Raw genomic sequence first — 14,818 nt, forward strand, 5'->3', positions numbered from 1 at the left:
GATCCCGCTCACAACGACAACAAAGGATGTATGAATGACTTTTCGTAACGGCATTGACTCGCTGCTTCGCCCGGAAGATTCGGTACTCGTTCTGATTGACCATCAGCCTTACCAACTCACCAACCTGAACAGCCATGAGCCGCAGATGGTGGTCAACAATGCCACGGCGCTGGCCAAAGCCGCCAAGGCCTTCAACGTACCCACCATCCTGACCAGCGTAATCGCCGAACGTGGCGGTTTCATCTTCCCGCAAATCACCGATGTGTTCCCCGGCCAAACCGTCATCGACCGCACGTTCATCAACACCTGGGAAGATCAGGCCGTGGTGGACGCGGTAAAAGCCACTGGCCGCAAGCAACTGGTCATCGCGGGCCTGTGGACTGAAATCTGCGTGGCCATGCCGGTGATCCAAGCCCTCGGCGAAGGCTGGGACGTGACCGTGATCACCGACGCCTCGGGCGCTGTTTCCGTCGAGGCCCATCAGGTAGCGATCCAGCGCATGATTGCGGCCGGCGCGAACATGATGACCTGGCTGGCGATTGCCGCAGAATGGCAGCGCGACTGGGCGCGCAGCGAAACAGCGGGCGCACTGACGGAGGTGCTTCAGCAGCATGCCGCGGGTAGCGGCATTGCGTACCTGTGGGAGCAGCAATTGCTCAACACACCCGTGCCGGCTGTCGCGGGGTAATTAGAACGGGGATGAAGCGACGCTCGCGCGATGCTTCATCCCCGCTCACTGTTCCTTCGCCAAGCCTGTCGGCAGCGGCTTGTGCAGGCGTTCAAGCACTTCATCAGCCGCCTCTGTCCATGCCTGGGACGCTCGGTTATTCCTGAGCACCTCCAGCCCGGCCGCCGTAAAGGTGCCGGGCGTGGCAATGGCCATACCCAACGCTTCGAGACTGGCCGTTGGCTGATGGCGGGCGCTGGCCAGGCAGTCTTGCAGGTTGCCCATCACCAGTTGGGCGGCCTGATCCTTGGACAGGCCTTTATCGGTGAACCACTGCTGAAGATCACTCAGGAAGAAATAGAACCAACCGTTCATGCAAGCCGCGACGGTGGCCAGTTCGAACGCCTCTTCCTGATCCAATACAACCAAGGAACCGAGCGCGCCCAGCAGCGTTGCATGGGGCTCGCCACCCGGCGTGACCACCACGGTTGTCTGGTTGATCTGGGCAGCATAGGACAGCATCGCGCGCACCACCCGCGCCTGCGGGAACCGGCGTTGCAACTCGGCCAGCTTCAATCCCGCCACCAGCGATACCAGCGTTTGCTCAGGTCTGAGCTGCACTTCATTCGAAAGCTGATCGACCACCTCCGGGCGCACGCCCAGCACCAACAAATCCGCCCCATCGACCACCTGTTGATTGTCAGCCATCACCTCGCAGTCCCATTGCGCACTGAGTTGCTGCGCACGTTCGTGGTTGCGCGGGGACAGCAGCACCCGCTCGCCAAAGCCGCTGCGCCGCAGGCCGATCACCACCTTTTCCGTCAGTTCACCGACGCCCAGGATTCCAATGTTCAGCACGCTGTCCACTCCGATCAATTCTGTAGTCGACTGCATCATAGGCATGATTGCCGTCTTCATGCAGGCGGACGTTCACGCTACACTCGCCGCTCGAAAAGATCAGCCAGGGAGGCAAGCATGAGCACTCAAGGTAAAGACCGGCAAATCGACAACATCGAATTCAACGTCAGCGATATTGCCCGCAGCAAAACATTCTACGGCGGCGCGTTCGGTTGGACGTTTGTCGATTACGGCCCCACCTATACCGAGTTCAGCGATGGGCGTCTGACTGGCGGGTTCACCACGGGGGAGCCGGTTCGGGCCGGGTGGCCCGTTAGTTATTTTGTACGCCGATGATCTCGATGCCACGCAGCAGCGACTCAAAGCCCTCGGGGCTGTCATCACCCGTGAGACATTTTCGTTCCCGGGTGGACGCAGGTTCCACTTCACCGATCCGGATGGCTATGAACTGGCGGTTTGGAACGCTGATCAATAGGTCTCCCCCTCAAGCCCCACCCTCACAGGATATGAAGGTTACCCATGCGTTCTCTCTTTCCCCTGGCGCTCAGCTTGACGCTTATCGGCTGCGCCACCACCAAAACCGACGTGCGCAACGAAGCGCAGATCAGCCAATACGACCCGGCCAACTCGGCCCGAATCCGCCTGATCACGGGTGACACCACCAATGCGGGATTCCTCAGTGGCCAGACCTGCGAAGCGTTTTACAACGGGTCCCTGCTGACCAAAACACCTGAAGAAGCCGGATGGCAAAAAGCGCATATCGACTCGGCGGGCCTCTACCCTTTCAGAGCCACCGACAGCCAGAACAGCGTGATTGGCATGCCTGCCAGCAAGGCGAGCAAAGCCATCAACCAGTCGCCCAAAGTGTTTGACGAGCACGTTATTGCGGCGGGTAAACCCTTTATTGCAGGGTTCGCCATGGGCGGTTCACAAATGTCCTGCTTTCCCGCGCCTGTCACACTCGTCCCCGAGCCCGGCAAAGACTATGAAATGGAACTGCAGATGGTCAAAATCAGCACATTCAAGGCAGGTTGCGTGATTGCCGTTCGCCAACTCTCCGTTCAGGGCAACAACACGGTTGAAACACCGCTCAGGCCGCAGGTGTGTGCCAAAACCCCTTCGGGTTGGTACACCGTCACCCCGACACCTTTGCCCTGAACTGCCTGGGCAGGACATCTCCCTGACCTGGGACCCGGCGTGTATTCATGGAGGAAAAATGCGGATCTACATCACAGGTGCATCCTGCGCAGGCGTCACCACGCTGGGTCACAACCTCGCCATACGGCTGGGTCTACGACAAGTCGACGTCGATGACTTTTACTGGATGCCCACAAACCCTCCCTTCACAACCAAGCGACCTCCCGCTGAGCGCGTGTCATTGATGCAGCAAGCATGCGGTGACGACGGCTGGGTGCTGAGTGGTTCCTGCATGGTCTGGGGCGATGCGCTGATTGCTGATGCCGACCTGATTGTCTTTGTGGTCACACCCACGCCCGTTCGCCTCGAACGCCTGGCTGCCCGCGAGAAGGCGCGTTTTGGCGAGCGGATCGCACCCGGTGGTGATATGCACGCAATACACGTGGGCTTTCGGGAATGGGCTTCGCAGTATGACGACCCGGATTTCTCGGGCCGCAACCGGGCGTGGCATGAGGCGTGGCTGTCACAGCAGACGGCTCCGGTCTTAAGGATTGACGGGATGCGCAGTGCTGAACAGATGGCCGCTGATGGCGCAAACGCCGCGATGGCTCACAACACGAACGACTGAGGCTGTCCAACGACCTCCACTCCCCTTATCCTCACACCTCCCCGCCCCCGCGAACCCGGAGCCGCCATGGACCTCGCCACCCTCGCCCTTTTCCTCCCCGCCTGCTTCGCCCTGAACATGGCGCCGGGCCCGAACAACCTGCTGTCCGTGAGCAACTCCACCCGCTACGGCTACCGCACCTCGTGCCTGGCCGGTATCGGCCGCTTGCTGGCCTTTGCCGGCATGATCGCCCTCGCCTCTGCCGGCTTGGCGGTGGTGCTGCAAACATCGGAGCTGTTGTTCTACGGGATCAAGATTCTGGGCGCGGCGTATCTGTTTTATCTGGCGTTTCAGTTGTGGCGGGCTAATCCGGAGGCCGAGGCAGATTCGGCCACAGCCAAGGTAGGATTGTGGGCGTTGGCGCGGCAGGAGTTCTTAGTGGCGGCGGGCAATCCGAAGGCAATCCTGATCTTCACCGCCTTCCTGCCGCAATTCGTGGTGCCCGGCGAGCCCATCACCCCGCAATTCGCGCTGCTCGGCGCGATGTTCCTGGTGCTGGAGTGGATCGCCATCAGCGCCTACGCCTATATGGGCCTGCATATGCGGCGCTGGTTTGCCGAGCCGCGGGGCAAGCGGATTTTCAATCGGTGCTGCGCGGGGTTGTTGTCGGCGGCGGCGACGGTGTTGTTGATGGCACGCAGGGCTTGAGACATGACTAGAAACGAACTCGCCGCCTTTTACCAAGGCTATATCGACTGCCTGAACCGTCAGGATTGGGAGCACCTGGGTGATTTCGTGCACCCGGACGTAACCTACAACGCCGAACGAGTCGGCCTCGCCGGCTACCGCGCCATGCTGGAACGGGATTTTCGCGAGATACCGGACCTGGTGTTCCGGATCCAGCTGCTGGTGGCCGATCCGCCGACGGTTGCCAGCCGCCTGAATTTCAGTGTGACGCCCAGGGGCGAGTTCTTCGGGCTGCCGATCAATGGGCGCACGGTGACGTTCGACGAAAATGTGTTCTACGAAGTGGTGGACGGTAAATTTGTCCACGTGTGGTCGGTTATCGACAAGGGGGCCATCGAGCAGCAACTGGCCGTCTAGACTCTACACGGCCCTTTTCCTGTGGAGACCGATCATGAAAAGCAAGAACACCCTCTGCCTCTGGTACAACGGCACCGCCCTGGAGGCCGCCACCTTCTACGCCATGACCTTCCCCGACAGCAAGGTGAACGCCGTGCACCTGGCGCCCGGTGATTACCCGTCCGGCAAACAAGGCGACGTGTTGACCGTGGACTTCACCGTGTTGGGCATCCATTGCATTGGCCTCAACGGTGGGCCGATCTTCCCCCATACCGAGGCGTTTTCATTCCAGGTTGCCACTGATGACCAAGCCGAGACGGATCGTTACTGGAACGCCATCGTCGGCAACGGCGGCCAGGAAAGCGCCTGCGGCTGGTGCAAGGACAAATGGGGGGTGTCGTGGCAGATCTCACCGCGCGTGCTGACCGACGCGGTCACCCACCCCGACCCGGCCGTCGCCAAGCGCGCCTTTGACGCGATGATGACCATGAAGAAGATCGACATCGCCGCCATTGAAGCGGCGGTGGCCGCTGGCTAAGGCAACGCCTTGAGCATGGCCTTTGCCGCCAGGGCGTGGACCTTGCGGGTGGGGTGCCATTCGTCCCAGTAGTAATGGCTATCGGGGCTGGCGCACGCCGGTTTCACGTCGGGGTAGGTGGGCTGGCATGGCGTGTCCATATCCGTGAACCCATTGGCTGGGGGATTGGCGCGTAGCGCGTCGCTGAACGCCAAATGGTCGAAGTAAGTGACCTTCGCCCCGCCGATCTGCGCCAACGCGGCCGGCAGCTTCTGTGCGAGCAACTGCTGGTAGTGCTTGGCGTTGTCGATCTGGTTGCCCTGCACCACTGCAGGCACATGGCTGAGGTCCGTGGTGCCCACCACCATCACGTGCCTGGCCCCCGCTGCCACCAGTTGCTCGGTGGCATTGCGGATGTTGGCCAGGCTGGATTCGCTCAGGGCTTCGATGGTTTCAGGATGGGAGAAGTCGGCCCATTCGAAAAAATCGTTGGCCGAGATGAAAATGAAATACAGCGCCTTGGGATCGGCCTTGTGAGACTTTGCGGCCTGCAAATGCTCGGTAACCTGGCCCAGCACGCCGGTGTCCTGGGTCGGCATCATCCACGTGTAGTAGTTGCCGTGGCCACTTTTGGCGCCGCCCACCGCGTAGTCGGTCAGCGGTGTTTTTAATGCCTGGGCCAGGCCTTCAACGGCGGTTGGGCCATTGCTCCAGCGCCCCTTCCAGTACAGCGAGCCGGGCAGTGCCTGGGCGTCCTTGACCTTCTGCGCGGCAAGCCTTGTGGTGAGCGCGTCGCCCGCGCCATTGTCGGAGTAGCTGTCGCCAAAGGCATACAGGTGATCGTAGGTCGAGGCGCCAAAGGCGGTCGACACAGACAGGGTCAGCAAGGCGGCCAAACACGCGCGTCGGATCATCGAGGTTCTCCCGGAAGGTGCGAATAGACTACCGGCTGGTTGAAAGCACGGCAGGACGATTGCGACGCGCACATATCCGGCGACGGCTACACCCTTGCTGTGCCGGGGCTTGCGACCAGGTTTGGCGCTCCACCAGCAACATCCGGCTAAAGATCCGGCCGCGCCTGCCGTCACCCTTAAATCCCTGAATGGACTCAATGAGGCTCCTGTGCGCTTTATCACTCCCCTTTTGCTGATCGGTGGCATCGCCACCCTGGCCGGTTGCGCCACCCAGAAAGCCAAGATCGATCAAATGTTTGCCCTGGCCCTGAGCCAGCCTCTGGTTGAGAACAGTATCGTGCGCGAAGGCGATACGTTGAGCTTCGAGGTGCTGATGCCCACGCTCCCAAACAACCCCGTGCGTCGCACCCTGCAATTTGAGGCCGCGTGTTCTTCCACCCAGTTGCACCTGCTGTACATGGACGCGGTCAAGCGCCTGTATCCAGGCAGCGTAGGCCGCTACGCTAGCGCGCAAAAGCTGTCGCCGGAGTTGCACGCAACCCTGGCCACCAACCAGACGTTCGTACGCGCCTGTGCCGAAACGCCAAAGCCCGACTGGCGCCTGGTACAGGCTAATGAGCGTGGCGATCAGGTGTTGATCGACGCCAACAGCATCAAGACCGTCAACGGCGAAACGCGCTTTTGGGCGGCCTTCGATAACCCGACAGTGCTCAACGACCTACCGTACAACGCCCCTTACGCGCAAAAACGCGAACGCTTCGCGGTGTCGTGCAAGAACGGCACCTACATGGAATTGGCCGGCTACGACATCGACGCCAACAACCGCGTCAGCGACGGCCGTGTCGACAGCTTCCCCACGCCACAGAACATCGCCGGCAGCAATGCCGACTATGCGTTGCTGTTCAACAACGTTTGTACCAGCCCGGAAAAGATCGCCACATTGCCTGCTTTCAAGCCCCGCATGAAGGCACCGACCACCATCGCCCTGACGTCGGTGCAACCCGCAGTGCTGGCGGCCATCACGCAGTTGAACCTGGACAAGCCCGCCCATTCGTTCAAGTACGTACAGTTTGTCGGCACCAGCAACTACCGCGGCAAGACCAGCGATAACAAAAGCACTCAGTTCGTCAGCCAGGATGCGCCGAGCGGGCAACTGGCCCTGGCGACGCGTGGCGACGGCTATGAAAGCCAGGCGGTGAGCTGGCGTAACTTGTTCCACTTGGTGTCGAAAGCCACCTACGGCGGCTCAGGCATGGCAGAAAGCTCGACCCTGACCCAGCTGAGTTTCACCGGTAACTGGAAGGCCTTGCCCCTGGGCGAAACGGTGACCTATACCACCGCACGCTCCAGCCTCAACAGCCTGATTGGCAGCAGCAACTCGTCACTCACCACGCGTTGCCAGGTTGAACGTGAACTGCAAGCCAGTGAACTCAACGCGAAACTGTCGGGCACCGCCAAGGCCTTGTCCTGCCGCAGCGACGGTGACAAGTACAACCGTGTGAACCACCTGTACTTCCTGGCCGACTACGCCTACTTCTTTGAATCGAGCACCGACAAGAACGAGTTTTTCTACTCCGACTCGCGTATCGATAGATTCGAGTAAGCCCCGTTCGAGTAAGCCCCGTTGACACACTCTGTAATCTTCCATGAAGATGGAGGCCTTATTCAGGGTGTGTCATCTCATGACTGCAACGTCTTCCGTTAACCTTTCCGTCATTGGCTCCGTTGCCAAGGCGCAAGGTTGCGTTGCGCACGCCCTCAAATCGAAGAAACAGTCGCTCATGTGACCGGGGCGCGCTGTCCCGTCAGATGAGCTGACAGGACATTGAGCGCGACGGCCTTCCTCCCTTGCACAATTCCCTCTGCCCTTCTGACGGTGACTCCAGCGGTCAATCATCAGGAGAAAGTGCATGTCATCGTTTCAAGGTATCTGGGTTCCCGTGGTCACGCCGTTCCAGGACGGCGCCATCGATTTCATCAGTCTGCATCGCCTGGTCAGCCATCTGCTGGACAAGCACGTGGCCGGGATCATGGTGTGCACCACCACTGGAGAAGCGGCGTCGCTGAGTCGCCAGGAACAGTTGGCGGTGCTCGATGCCGTGTTGCAATGGGTGCCGGCAAACCGTGTGGTGATGGGCCTGGCGGGCTACAACCAGATTGAGCTGTTGCACTTCCAGCGCGAAATCCTGCAACGCCCGGTCGCCGGTTTGCTGGTGCCGGCGCCCAGCTACATCCGCCCGTCCCAGGCTGGCCTGGAAGCGTTCTTCCGCACCGTGGCAGATGCGTCCAGCGTGCCGATCATTCTGTATGACATCCCCTACCGCACCGGGTCGACCTTTGAGCAGGCCACGTTGCTCAACATCGTCGCCCATGAGCGGATCGTCGCGATCAAGGACTGTGGCGGCAACCTGGGCAATACCCTGGCGCTGCTGGCCAGTGGCAACGTGACGGTGTTGTGCGGCGAGGATATCCAGATCTTCAACGCCCTGTGCCTGGGCGCGACCGGGGCGATTGCGGCGTCGGCCCATGTACACACCGAACGGTTTGTGGCGCTGTGGCAGCAGGTGCGGGACAACCAGCTGTCGGAGGCGCGGAAGACGTTTTTCCAGTTGCTGCCCTTGATCAACACGCTGTTCATGGAGCCCAACCCGGCGCCGGTTAAAGCGGCCCTGGCGTTGCAGGGGTTGATCAGCAGCGAGTTGCGCGCGCCAATGCAGCGCGCCAGCGATGCGGTTGTCACCCGGCTGACGCAGTTATAGGAACCGGCTGACAGAGGCGATCTGATCGCCTCACACAGCCGTTACCAATGGTCATATTTTTGGTTGGCGATAGCGCAGACGGCCGCGTAAGGTCGGCTGCACGTTGCATCGGTCAGGGGATCTGGATGAAATCACTGCGTTTTCTGATACTGCTCAGCCTGGCGGGTTGCTCTGCCCACTCGGCAGTACTGCCGTCACCCGCGCCTGACAGTTTTGAACACTACCGCCAGCAAACCCTGTTGGACCTTGAGCGCGACCGACGCTTTCAAGATACGGACCACAGCTTGGAGCTGGACTGGAATGCGCCGCGTGAATGGGTCGCGCAAACGCCCAATGGCCACGGCGTTTTGTTGGTGCACGGCCTGGGCGATTCGCCGGGTTCTTTCAGCGATATTGGCGCGCATCTGGCCTCGCGGGGCTATCGAGTACGCACGCTGTTGCTGCCAGGGCATGGCACGCAACCGTCGGACATGCTGGACGTCGACATCGAGGATTGGCGCCGAACTGTGGCGCAACAAGTGGAGCTGCTGCGGCGAGAGACGGACCAGGTCTACCTGGGTGGTTTCTCCACCGGCGCCAACCTGGTGCTGGAGTACGCCATGGACAATCCAGACATTGCCGGGCTGTTGATGTTTTCCCCGGCGTTCAAGGCCCGTAATCGCTATATCTGGCTGCTGCCCTGGCTGGCCCACATCAAGCCATGGCTACGTGACCCTGACGGTCCGCGGCAGCAACAAACACCGTTGCGCTACCAGAATGTGCCTACCAATGGCTTTGCCCAGTTCTACCAGACCAGCAAATCGGTCATCGACAAGTTGGAAGAGCGGCCGTTTGATCGGCCCGTGCTGATCGTCAGCGCGGCCCATGACTCAGTGGTGGATGTGGAGTTTGTACGGCAGAGCTTCGCTGAGCGCTTCACCCACCCGGCCTCACGCATGATCTGGTACGGCGAGCCCGCCACATCACCGCAATTACCGCGTTTGCTGGTGCGCACTGACCACCTGCCGGCCCAACAGGTCAGTCGGTTCTCCCACATGGGCGTGCTGTTCGCACCCGACAACCCCTTGTACGGGCACGGCGGCAGCCAGCGCGTGTGCCTGAACGGCCAGACCGATGAGGACTTTGCGCGTTGCCGCGCAGGCGAACCCGTGTGGTACTCGGACTGGGGCTATCGCGAATCGGGCAAAGTGCATGCGCGGCTTACCTTCAACCCGTATTTCGATTGGCAGGCCCAGGTCATGGACCAGGTGATGCAAGCGTCGTCACCAGCATTGACCCAGCGGCAAAAGCAACCCTGAAGGCCAATGCGCCAAAAAAAGATAAACAGCGGACTCCCCGGTTGCGAGCGCTGCGATCCAGGCCTATGGTCGAAGGCACACTTTGCATTTTGTTGCATTTTTGCGGTCCACCCCGACGCCAACTCGCACCAGGTGACACCATGCCCAGCCCTTCCCGCCCCGCCGTCCTGGAACTGATCGGCAATACGCCGCTGGTTCGGGTCAGCCGGTTCGATACCGGCCCCTGTACGTTGTTTCTCAAGCTTGAATCCCAGAACCCCGGTGGCTCCATCAAGGACCGCATCGGCCTGGCCATGATCGACGCCGCCGAACGCGACGGCCGCTTGCGCCCCGGCGGCACCATTATTGAAGCCACCGCTGGCAACACCGGCCTGGGCCTGGCGCTGGTCGGTCGGGCCAAGGGCTACCGGGTGGTGCTGGTGGTGCCCGACAAGATGTCCACGGAAAAAGTACTGCACCTCAAGGCCATGGGCGCCGAGGTACATATCACCCGCTCCGACGTGGGCAAGGGCCACCCCGAGTATTATCAGGACGTGGCCGCGCGCCTGGCCAAGGACATTCCGGGCTCGTTCTTCGCCGACCAATTCAACAACCCAGCCAACCCCCTGGCCCATGAAACCAGCACCGCGCCGGAAATCTGGGCACAGACCCAGCATGATCTGGACGCCATCGTCGTAGGCGTCGGCTCAGCCGGTACCCTCACCGGCCTGACGCGCTTCTTCAAGCGCGTACAACCCGAACTGGCGATGGTGCTGGCCGACCCGGTGGGCTCGGTGATGGCCGAATACAGCCGCAGTGGCAAGATGGAAACGCCGGGGTCCTGGGCGGTGGAAGGCATTGGCGAAGACTTCATTCCGTCGATTGCCGACCTGTCCAGCGTGCGTCAGGCCTACTCCATCAGCGACGAAGAAAGCTTCGACCACGCCCGGCAGTTGCTCAAGGCAGAGGGCATTCTCGGTGGTTCATCCACCGGCACCCTGCTGGCTGCGGCCCTGCGATACTGCCGCGAACAGACCACGCCCAAACGCGTGGTCACCTTTGTCTGTGACACCGGCACCCGTTACCTGTCGAAGGTCTACAACGACCAGTGGATGAACGACGCCGGCCTTTTGCACTACAAGCACTACGACGACCTGCGCGACCTGATCGCGCGGCGCTTCGAAGACGGTCGTGTGATCAGCGTGAGCCCCGACGACACCTTGCTCACCGCGTTCCAGCGCATGCGCCTGGCGGATGTATCGCAGCTGCCAGTGTTGGTGGACGGTCAGAAGCTGGTGGGTGTCATCGATGAATCCGACATCCTGCTGGGCCTGCACCAGGACGCCACGCATTTCTCCATGATTGTCTCCAGCGCCATGACCAATACCCTGCAAACCCTGTCCCCCAGCGCCAGCCTCGCGCAACTGCAGGCGGAGCTGGATCGCGGCCTGGTCGCCATTATTGCCGACGCCACAGGCTTCCACGGCCTGATTACCCGCGTCGACCTGCTCAACCACCTACGGAGATCCCTTGCATGAGCCCATCCGACAAAAGCGCCTTTGCCACCCGTGTGATCCATGCAGGACAGTCCCCCGACCCGACCACGGGCGCGCTGATGCCGCCGATCTACGCCAACTCCACCTACCTGCAAGACAGCCCCGGCGTACATAAAGGCTTCGACTACGGCCGCTCCCACAACCCCACGCGGTTTGCCCTGGAGCGCTGCGTGGCGGACCTGGAAGGCGGCAGCCAGGCATTTGCCTTCGCTTCCGGGCTGGCGGCGATTTCGACGGTGTTGGAGTTGCTGGATGCCGGCGCCCATATCGTCTCCGGCAATGATTTGTATGGCGGCACCTTCCGGCTGTTCGACAAAGTGCGCCAACGCAGCGCCGGGCACCGCTTCAGCTTTGTCGACCTGAGTGACTTGTCGGCCTTTGAAGCGAGCCTGCAGGACGACACGCGCATGGTCTGGGTCGAGACCCCCAGCAACCCGCTGCTGAGCCTCACAGACCTGAGCGCCATCGCCCGAATCTGCCGCGATCGCGGCATCATTTGCGTGGCCGACAACACCTTCGCCAGCCCTTGGATCCAGCGCCCACTGGAACTGGGCTTTGATGTGGTGGTGCATTCCACCACCAAATACCTCAATGGCCACTCCGATGTCATCGGCGGCATCGCCATTGTCGGCGACAACCCCGAACTGGCGGAGCGCCTGGGCTTTTTGCAAAACTCGGTGGGCGCCATCGCCGGGCCATTCGACGCGTTCCTCACCCTGCGCGGCGTGAAGACCCTGGCGTTGCGCATGGAGCGCCATTGCAGCAACGCCCTCGACCTGGCCACCTGGTTGGAGCAACAACCGCAAGTGGCACGGGTTTATTACCCAGGCCTCAAGTCCCATCCGCAGCATGAACTGGCGCGCAAACAGATGCGTGGGTTTGGCGGGATGATTTCGATTGACCTGAACAGCGACCTGGCCGGCGCCACGCGCTTCCTGGAAAACGTCAAGATCTTCGCCCTGGCCGAAAGTCTTGGCGGTGTGGAAAGCCTGATCGAACACCCGGCGATCATGACCCATGCGAGCATCCCGGCGGCAACGCGGGCGCAGCTGGGGATTGGGGATGGGTTGGTGCGGTTGTCGGTGGGGGTTGAGGATGTGGAGGATCTGCGGGCGGATTTGGCCCAGGCGTTATTACGCATCTAAATAGGTTGGCTTGGCCTGTGCACCGTGCAGGCCGTTGTGGCGAGCGGGCTTGCCCCGCTCGCCACAACAAGCCCCCCAGAGGGATTGGTGTCAGTTTGTGGTGATATTGGCCCGCGCCGCATGCAGCTTCTTGTAGCTGTCAATCAAGCGCAAATGCCGGTCCAGCCCTTCCAGCTTCATGCTGGTCGGCGTCAAGCCATAGAAACGCACATCACCCTGCACCGAGCCAATCACCGCATCCATCCGCTCATTACCAAACATGCGACGGAAGTTGGCTTCGTAGTCGGCCAGTTCCAGGTCGTCGTCCAACTCCATCTCCAGCACCGCATTCATCGCCTGGTAGAACAGGCCACGTTCAGCAGTGTTGTCGTTGTACTGCAGGAACATCTCCACGCACTCCTTGGCCTCTTCATATTGCTGCAAGGCCAGGAAGATCAGCAGTTTCAACTCCAGGATGGTCAGTTGACCCCAGGCGGTGTTGTCATCGAACTCGATGCCGATCAGGGTGGTGATATCGGTGTAGTCGTCAAGCTCGCTTTCGATCAGGCGCTCGACCAAGGCTTGCAACGCTTCCTCGTCGAGGCGGTGCAGGTTGAGAATGTCCTCGCGGAAAAACAGCGCCTTGTTGGTGTTGTCCCAGATCAGGTCGTCCACCGGGTAGATTTCCGAATAATCCGGTACCAGGATGCGACACGCAGTGGCGCCGAGGTGTTCGTACACGGCCATGTAGGACTCTTTACCCATACCCTCCAGAATGCCGAACAAGGTCGCGGCTTCCTGGGCATTGGAGTCTTCGCCTTCGCCTGAGAAGTCCCACTCGACAAACTCGTAGTCCGACTGCGAACTGAAGAAGCGCCACGACACAACGCCGCTTGAGTCGATGAAGTGCTCGACGAAGTTATTCGGCTCGGTCACCGCCTGACCTTCGAAGGTCGGCTGCGGCAAATCGTTTAGGCCCTCGAAACTGCGACCTTGCAACAGCTCGGTGAGACTGCGCTCCAGCGCCACTTCCAGGCTTGGGTGCGCGCCGAACGAGGCGAACACACCGCCGGTGCGCGGGTTCATCAGGGTCACGCACATCACAGGGAATTCGCCGCCCAGGGACGCGTCTTTCACCAGTACGGGAAAGCCTTGGGCTTCGAGGCCCTGGATACCGGCGAGAATGCCAGGGTACTTGGCCAACACCTCGGCCGGTACGTCCGGCAACGCGAACTCGCCTTCGATGATTTCACGCTTCACGGCGCGCTCGAAGATCTCCGACAGGCACTGCACCTGGGCTTCGGCCAAGGTGTTGCCGGCGCTCATGCCGTTGCTGAGGTAGAGGTTTTCGATCAGGTTGGACGGGAAGTACACCACCTCATCGTCCGATTGGCGCACGAACGGCAGCGAAACAATGCCACGTTCTTCATTGCCGGAGTTGGTGTCGAACAGGTGCGAGCCGCGCAGTTCACCCTCGCGGTTGTAGACCTTCAGGCAGTAGGCGTCGAGGATTTCACCAGGCAACTCGTCGTTGGGGCCTGGCTGGAACCAGCGCTCATCCGGGTAATGCACAAACGGTGCATTGGCCAGTTCCTCACCCCAGAACTGATCGTTGTAGAAAAAGTTGCAGTTGAGCCGTTCGATGAACTCACCGAGTGCCGACGCCAGGGCGCCCTCTTTGGTCGCGCCCTTGCCGTTGGTGAAGCACATCGGAGAATGCGCATCGCGGATATGCAGCGACCACACGTTGGGCACGATATTGCGCCACGACGCGATTTCAATCTTCATGCCCAGGCCGGCCAGGATGCCGGACATGTTGGCGATGGTCTGCTCCAGCGGCAGGTCCTTGCCAGCGATATAGGTGCCGCCCTCGGAGGTGGAATTGGGCATCAACAAAGCCTGGGCGTCGGCGTCCAGGTTTTCGACTTCTTCGATGACGAACTCAGGCCCGGCCTGCACCACTTTCTTGACGGTGCAACGGTCGATGGAACGCAGGATGCCTTGGCGGTCCTTGTCGGAGATGTCCGCCGGCAGCTCGACCTGGATCTTGAAGATCTGGTTATAGCGGTTTTCCGGGTCGACGATGTTGTTCTGCGACAGGCGAATATTCTCGGTGGGGATATTGCGCGTCTGGCAGTACAACTTCACGAAGTACGCCGCGCACAACGCCGACGACGCCAGGAAGTAATCGAACGGCCCCGGTGCCGAGCCATCGCCTTTGTAGCGGATGGGCTGGTCGGCAATCACCGTGAAGTCGTCGAACTTGGCTTCAAGCCGGAGGTTGTCGAGAAAGTTGACCTTGATTTCCATGGGGGCACA

The 14,818-nt window shown here is 60.8% G+C and carries 14 protein-coding genes and 1 pseudogene; 12 read left to right on the top strand and 3 right to left on the bottom strand.

The features are described 5' to 3' along the window. Positions 1-34: 34 nt before the first annotated feature. On the top strand, positions 35-688 hold the full coding sequence (locus AYR47_RS23465; RefSeq protein WP_033896550.1) for a hydrolase: 654 nt from the start codon (positions 35-37) through the stop codon (positions 686-688). Between the two features lie 45 nt (positions 689-733). Here the strand turns inward: AYR47_RS23465 and AYR47_RS23470 are convergent, their stop codons facing one another. Next, the gene (locus tag AYR47_RS23470; RefSeq protein ID WP_061449477.1) at positions 734-1,525 is read right to left on the bottom strand and encodes an NAD(P)-binding domain-containing protein; all 792 of its coding nucleotides are present in this window, start codon (positions 1,523-1,525) and stop codon (positions 734-736) included. Positions 1,526-1,642: 117 nt separating this feature from the next. On the opposite strand from AYR47_RS23470, the pseudogene AYR47_RS23475 reads away from it, so the two are divergent. The 6 genes and pseudogenes from AYR47_RS23475 to AYR47_RS23500 all read left to right on the top strand — a co-directional run bounded on the left by AYR47_RS23475 (position 1,643) and on the right by AYR47_RS23500 (position 4,890). Continuing rightward, positions 1,643-2,000 (top strand): annotated as a pseudogene (locus AYR47_RS23475) (VOC family protein). Between the two features lie 44 nt (positions 2,001-2,044). Further along, positions 2,045-2,683, top strand: a complete 639-nt coding sequence (locus tag AYR47_RS23480; RefSeq protein WP_033896552.1) for a hypothetical protein — start codon at positions 2,045-2,047, stop codon at positions 2,681-2,683. Between the two features lie 58 nt (positions 2,684-2,741). Then, positions 2,742-3,290 carry an ATP-binding protein gene (locus AYR47_RS23485; RefSeq protein WP_061437154.1) on the top strand — a complete coding sequence of 183 codons (549 nt, stop codon included), beginning with the start codon at positions 2,742-2,744 and terminating at the stop codon, positions 3,288-3,290. Positions 3,291-3,356: 66 nt separating this feature from the next. Next, on the top strand, positions 3,357-3,977 hold the full coding sequence (locus AYR47_RS23490) for a LysE family translocator (protein ID WP_061437156.1): 621 nt from the start codon (positions 3,357-3,359) through the stop codon (positions 3,975-3,977). 3 nt (positions 3,978-3,980) lie between these two features. Continuing rightward, positions 3,981-4,373 (top strand): ester cyclase, encoded by a 393-nt coding sequence (locus AYR47_RS23495; protein ID WP_061437158.1) that lies wholly within the window; start codon positions 3,981-3,983, stop codon positions 4,371-4,373. 34 nt (positions 4,374-4,407) lie between these two features. Continuing rightward, positions 4,408-4,890, top strand: coding sequence for a VOC family protein (locus AYR47_RS23500; RefSeq protein ID WP_033896558.1), 483 nt, complete (start codon positions 4,408-4,410; stop codon positions 4,888-4,890). Here the strand turns inward: AYR47_RS23500 and AYR47_RS23505 are convergent. Next, positions 4,887-5,783 (bottom strand): SGNH/GDSL hydrolase family protein, encoded by an 897-nt coding sequence (locus AYR47_RS23505; RefSeq protein WP_061437160.1) that lies wholly within the window; start codon positions 5,781-5,783, stop codon positions 4,887-4,889. The two genes, AYR47_RS23500 and AYR47_RS23505, sit on opposite strands and share 4 nt — an antisense overlap. A 208-nt stretch (positions 5,784-5,991) precedes the next feature. On the opposite strand from AYR47_RS23505, the gene AYR47_RS23510 reads away from it, so the two are divergent. The 5 genes from AYR47_RS23510 to AYR47_RS23530 all read left to right on the top strand — a co-directional run bounded on the left by AYR47_RS23510 (position 5,992) and on the right by AYR47_RS23530 (position 12,520). Further along, a complete protein-coding gene (locus AYR47_RS23510; RefSeq protein WP_061437161.1) occupies positions 5,992-7,386 on the top strand; it encodes a hypothetical protein in 1,395 nt (464 codons plus the stop codon). 307 nt (positions 7,387-7,693) lie between these two features. Then, positions 7,694-8,542 (top strand): 4-hydroxy-tetrahydrodipicolinate synthase, encoded by an 849-nt coding sequence (dapA, locus tag AYR47_RS23515; RefSeq protein WP_061437163.1) that lies wholly within the window; start codon positions 7,694-7,696, stop codon positions 8,540-8,542. A gap of 125 nt (positions 8,543-8,667) precedes the next feature. Further along, positions 8,668-9,840, top strand: a complete 1,173-nt coding sequence (locus tag AYR47_RS23520; protein ID WP_082781531.1) for an alpha/beta hydrolase — start codon at positions 8,668-8,670, stop codon at positions 9,838-9,840. Between the two features lie 140 nt (positions 9,841-9,980). Further along, positions 9,981-11,357, top strand: a complete 1,377-nt coding sequence (locus AYR47_RS23525; protein ID WP_061437166.1) for a pyridoxal-phosphate dependent enzyme — start codon at positions 9,981-9,983, stop codon at positions 11,355-11,357. Continuing rightward, positions 11,354-12,520, top strand: a complete 1,167-nt coding sequence (locus AYR47_RS23530) for a cystathionine gamma-synthase (protein WP_033896563.1) — start codon at positions 11,354-11,356, stop codon at positions 12,518-12,520. The genes AYR47_RS23525 and AYR47_RS23530 overlap by 4 nt, the downstream gene beginning before the upstream one ends. 90 nt (positions 12,521-12,610) lie before the next feature. On the opposite strand, the gene AYR47_RS23535 is transcribed toward AYR47_RS23530, so the two are convergent. Further along, positions 12,611-14,809 carry an OsmC domain/YcaO domain-containing protein gene (locus tag AYR47_RS23535; RefSeq protein WP_061437168.1) on the bottom strand — a complete coding sequence of 733 codons (2,199 nt, stop codon included), beginning with the start codon at positions 14,807-14,809 and terminating at the stop codon, positions 12,611-12,613. Between the last annotated feature and the right edge of the window lie 9 nt (positions 14,810-14,818).

The organism is Pseudomonas azotoformans (genome assembly GCF_001579805.1).
Taxonomy (GTDB): Bacteria; Pseudomonadota; Gammaproteobacteria; order Pseudomonadales; family Pseudomonadaceae; genus Aquipseudomonas; species Aquipseudomonas azotoformans_A.

Coding starts and splice junctions, on each gene's coding strand:
- AYR47_RS23490 (WP_061437156.1), top strand. CDS start 3,357: ATGGACCTCGCCACCCTCGCCCTTTTCCTCCCCGCCTGCTTCGCCCTG.
- AYR47_RS23535 (WP_061437168.1), bottom strand. CDS start 14,809: ATGGAAATCAAGGTCAACTTTCTCGACAACCTCCGGCTTGAAGCCAAG.
- AYR47_RS23465 (WP_033896550.1), top strand. CDS start 35: ATGACTTTTCGTAACGGCATTGACTCGCTGCTTCGCCCGGAAGATTCG.
- AYR47_RS23495 (WP_061437158.1), top strand. CDS start 3,981: ATGACTAGAAACGAACTCGCCGCCTTTTACCAAGGCTATATCGACTGC.
- AYR47_RS23520 (WP_082781531.1), top strand. CDS start 8,668: ATGAAATCACTGCGTTTTCTGATACTGCTCAGCCTGGCGGGTTGCTCT.
- AYR47_RS23480 (WP_033896552.1), top strand. CDS start 2,045: ATGCGTTCTCTCTTTCCCCTGGCGCTCAGCTTGACGCTTATCGGCTGC.
- AYR47_RS23530 (WP_033896563.1), top strand. CDS start 11,354: ATGAGCCCATCCGACAAAAGCGCCTTTGCCACCCGTGTGATCCATGCA.
- AYR47_RS23525 (WP_061437166.1), top strand. CDS start 9,981: ATGCCCAGCCCTTCCCGCCCCGCCGTCCTGGAACTGATCGGCAATACG.
- AYR47_RS23500 (WP_033896558.1), top strand. CDS start 4,408: ATGAAAAGCAAGAACACCCTCTGCCTCTGGTACAACGGCACCGCCCTG.
- AYR47_RS23505 (WP_061437160.1), bottom strand. CDS start 5,783: ATGATCCGACGCGCGTGTTTGGCCGCCTTGCTGACCCTGTCTGTGTCG.
- AYR47_RS23485 (WP_061437154.1), top strand. CDS start 2,742: ATGCGGATCTACATCACAGGTGCATCCTGCGCAGGCGTCACCACGCTG.
- dapA (WP_061437163.1), top strand. CDS start 7,694: ATGTCATCGTTTCAAGGTATCTGGGTTCCCGTGGTCACGCCGTTCCAG.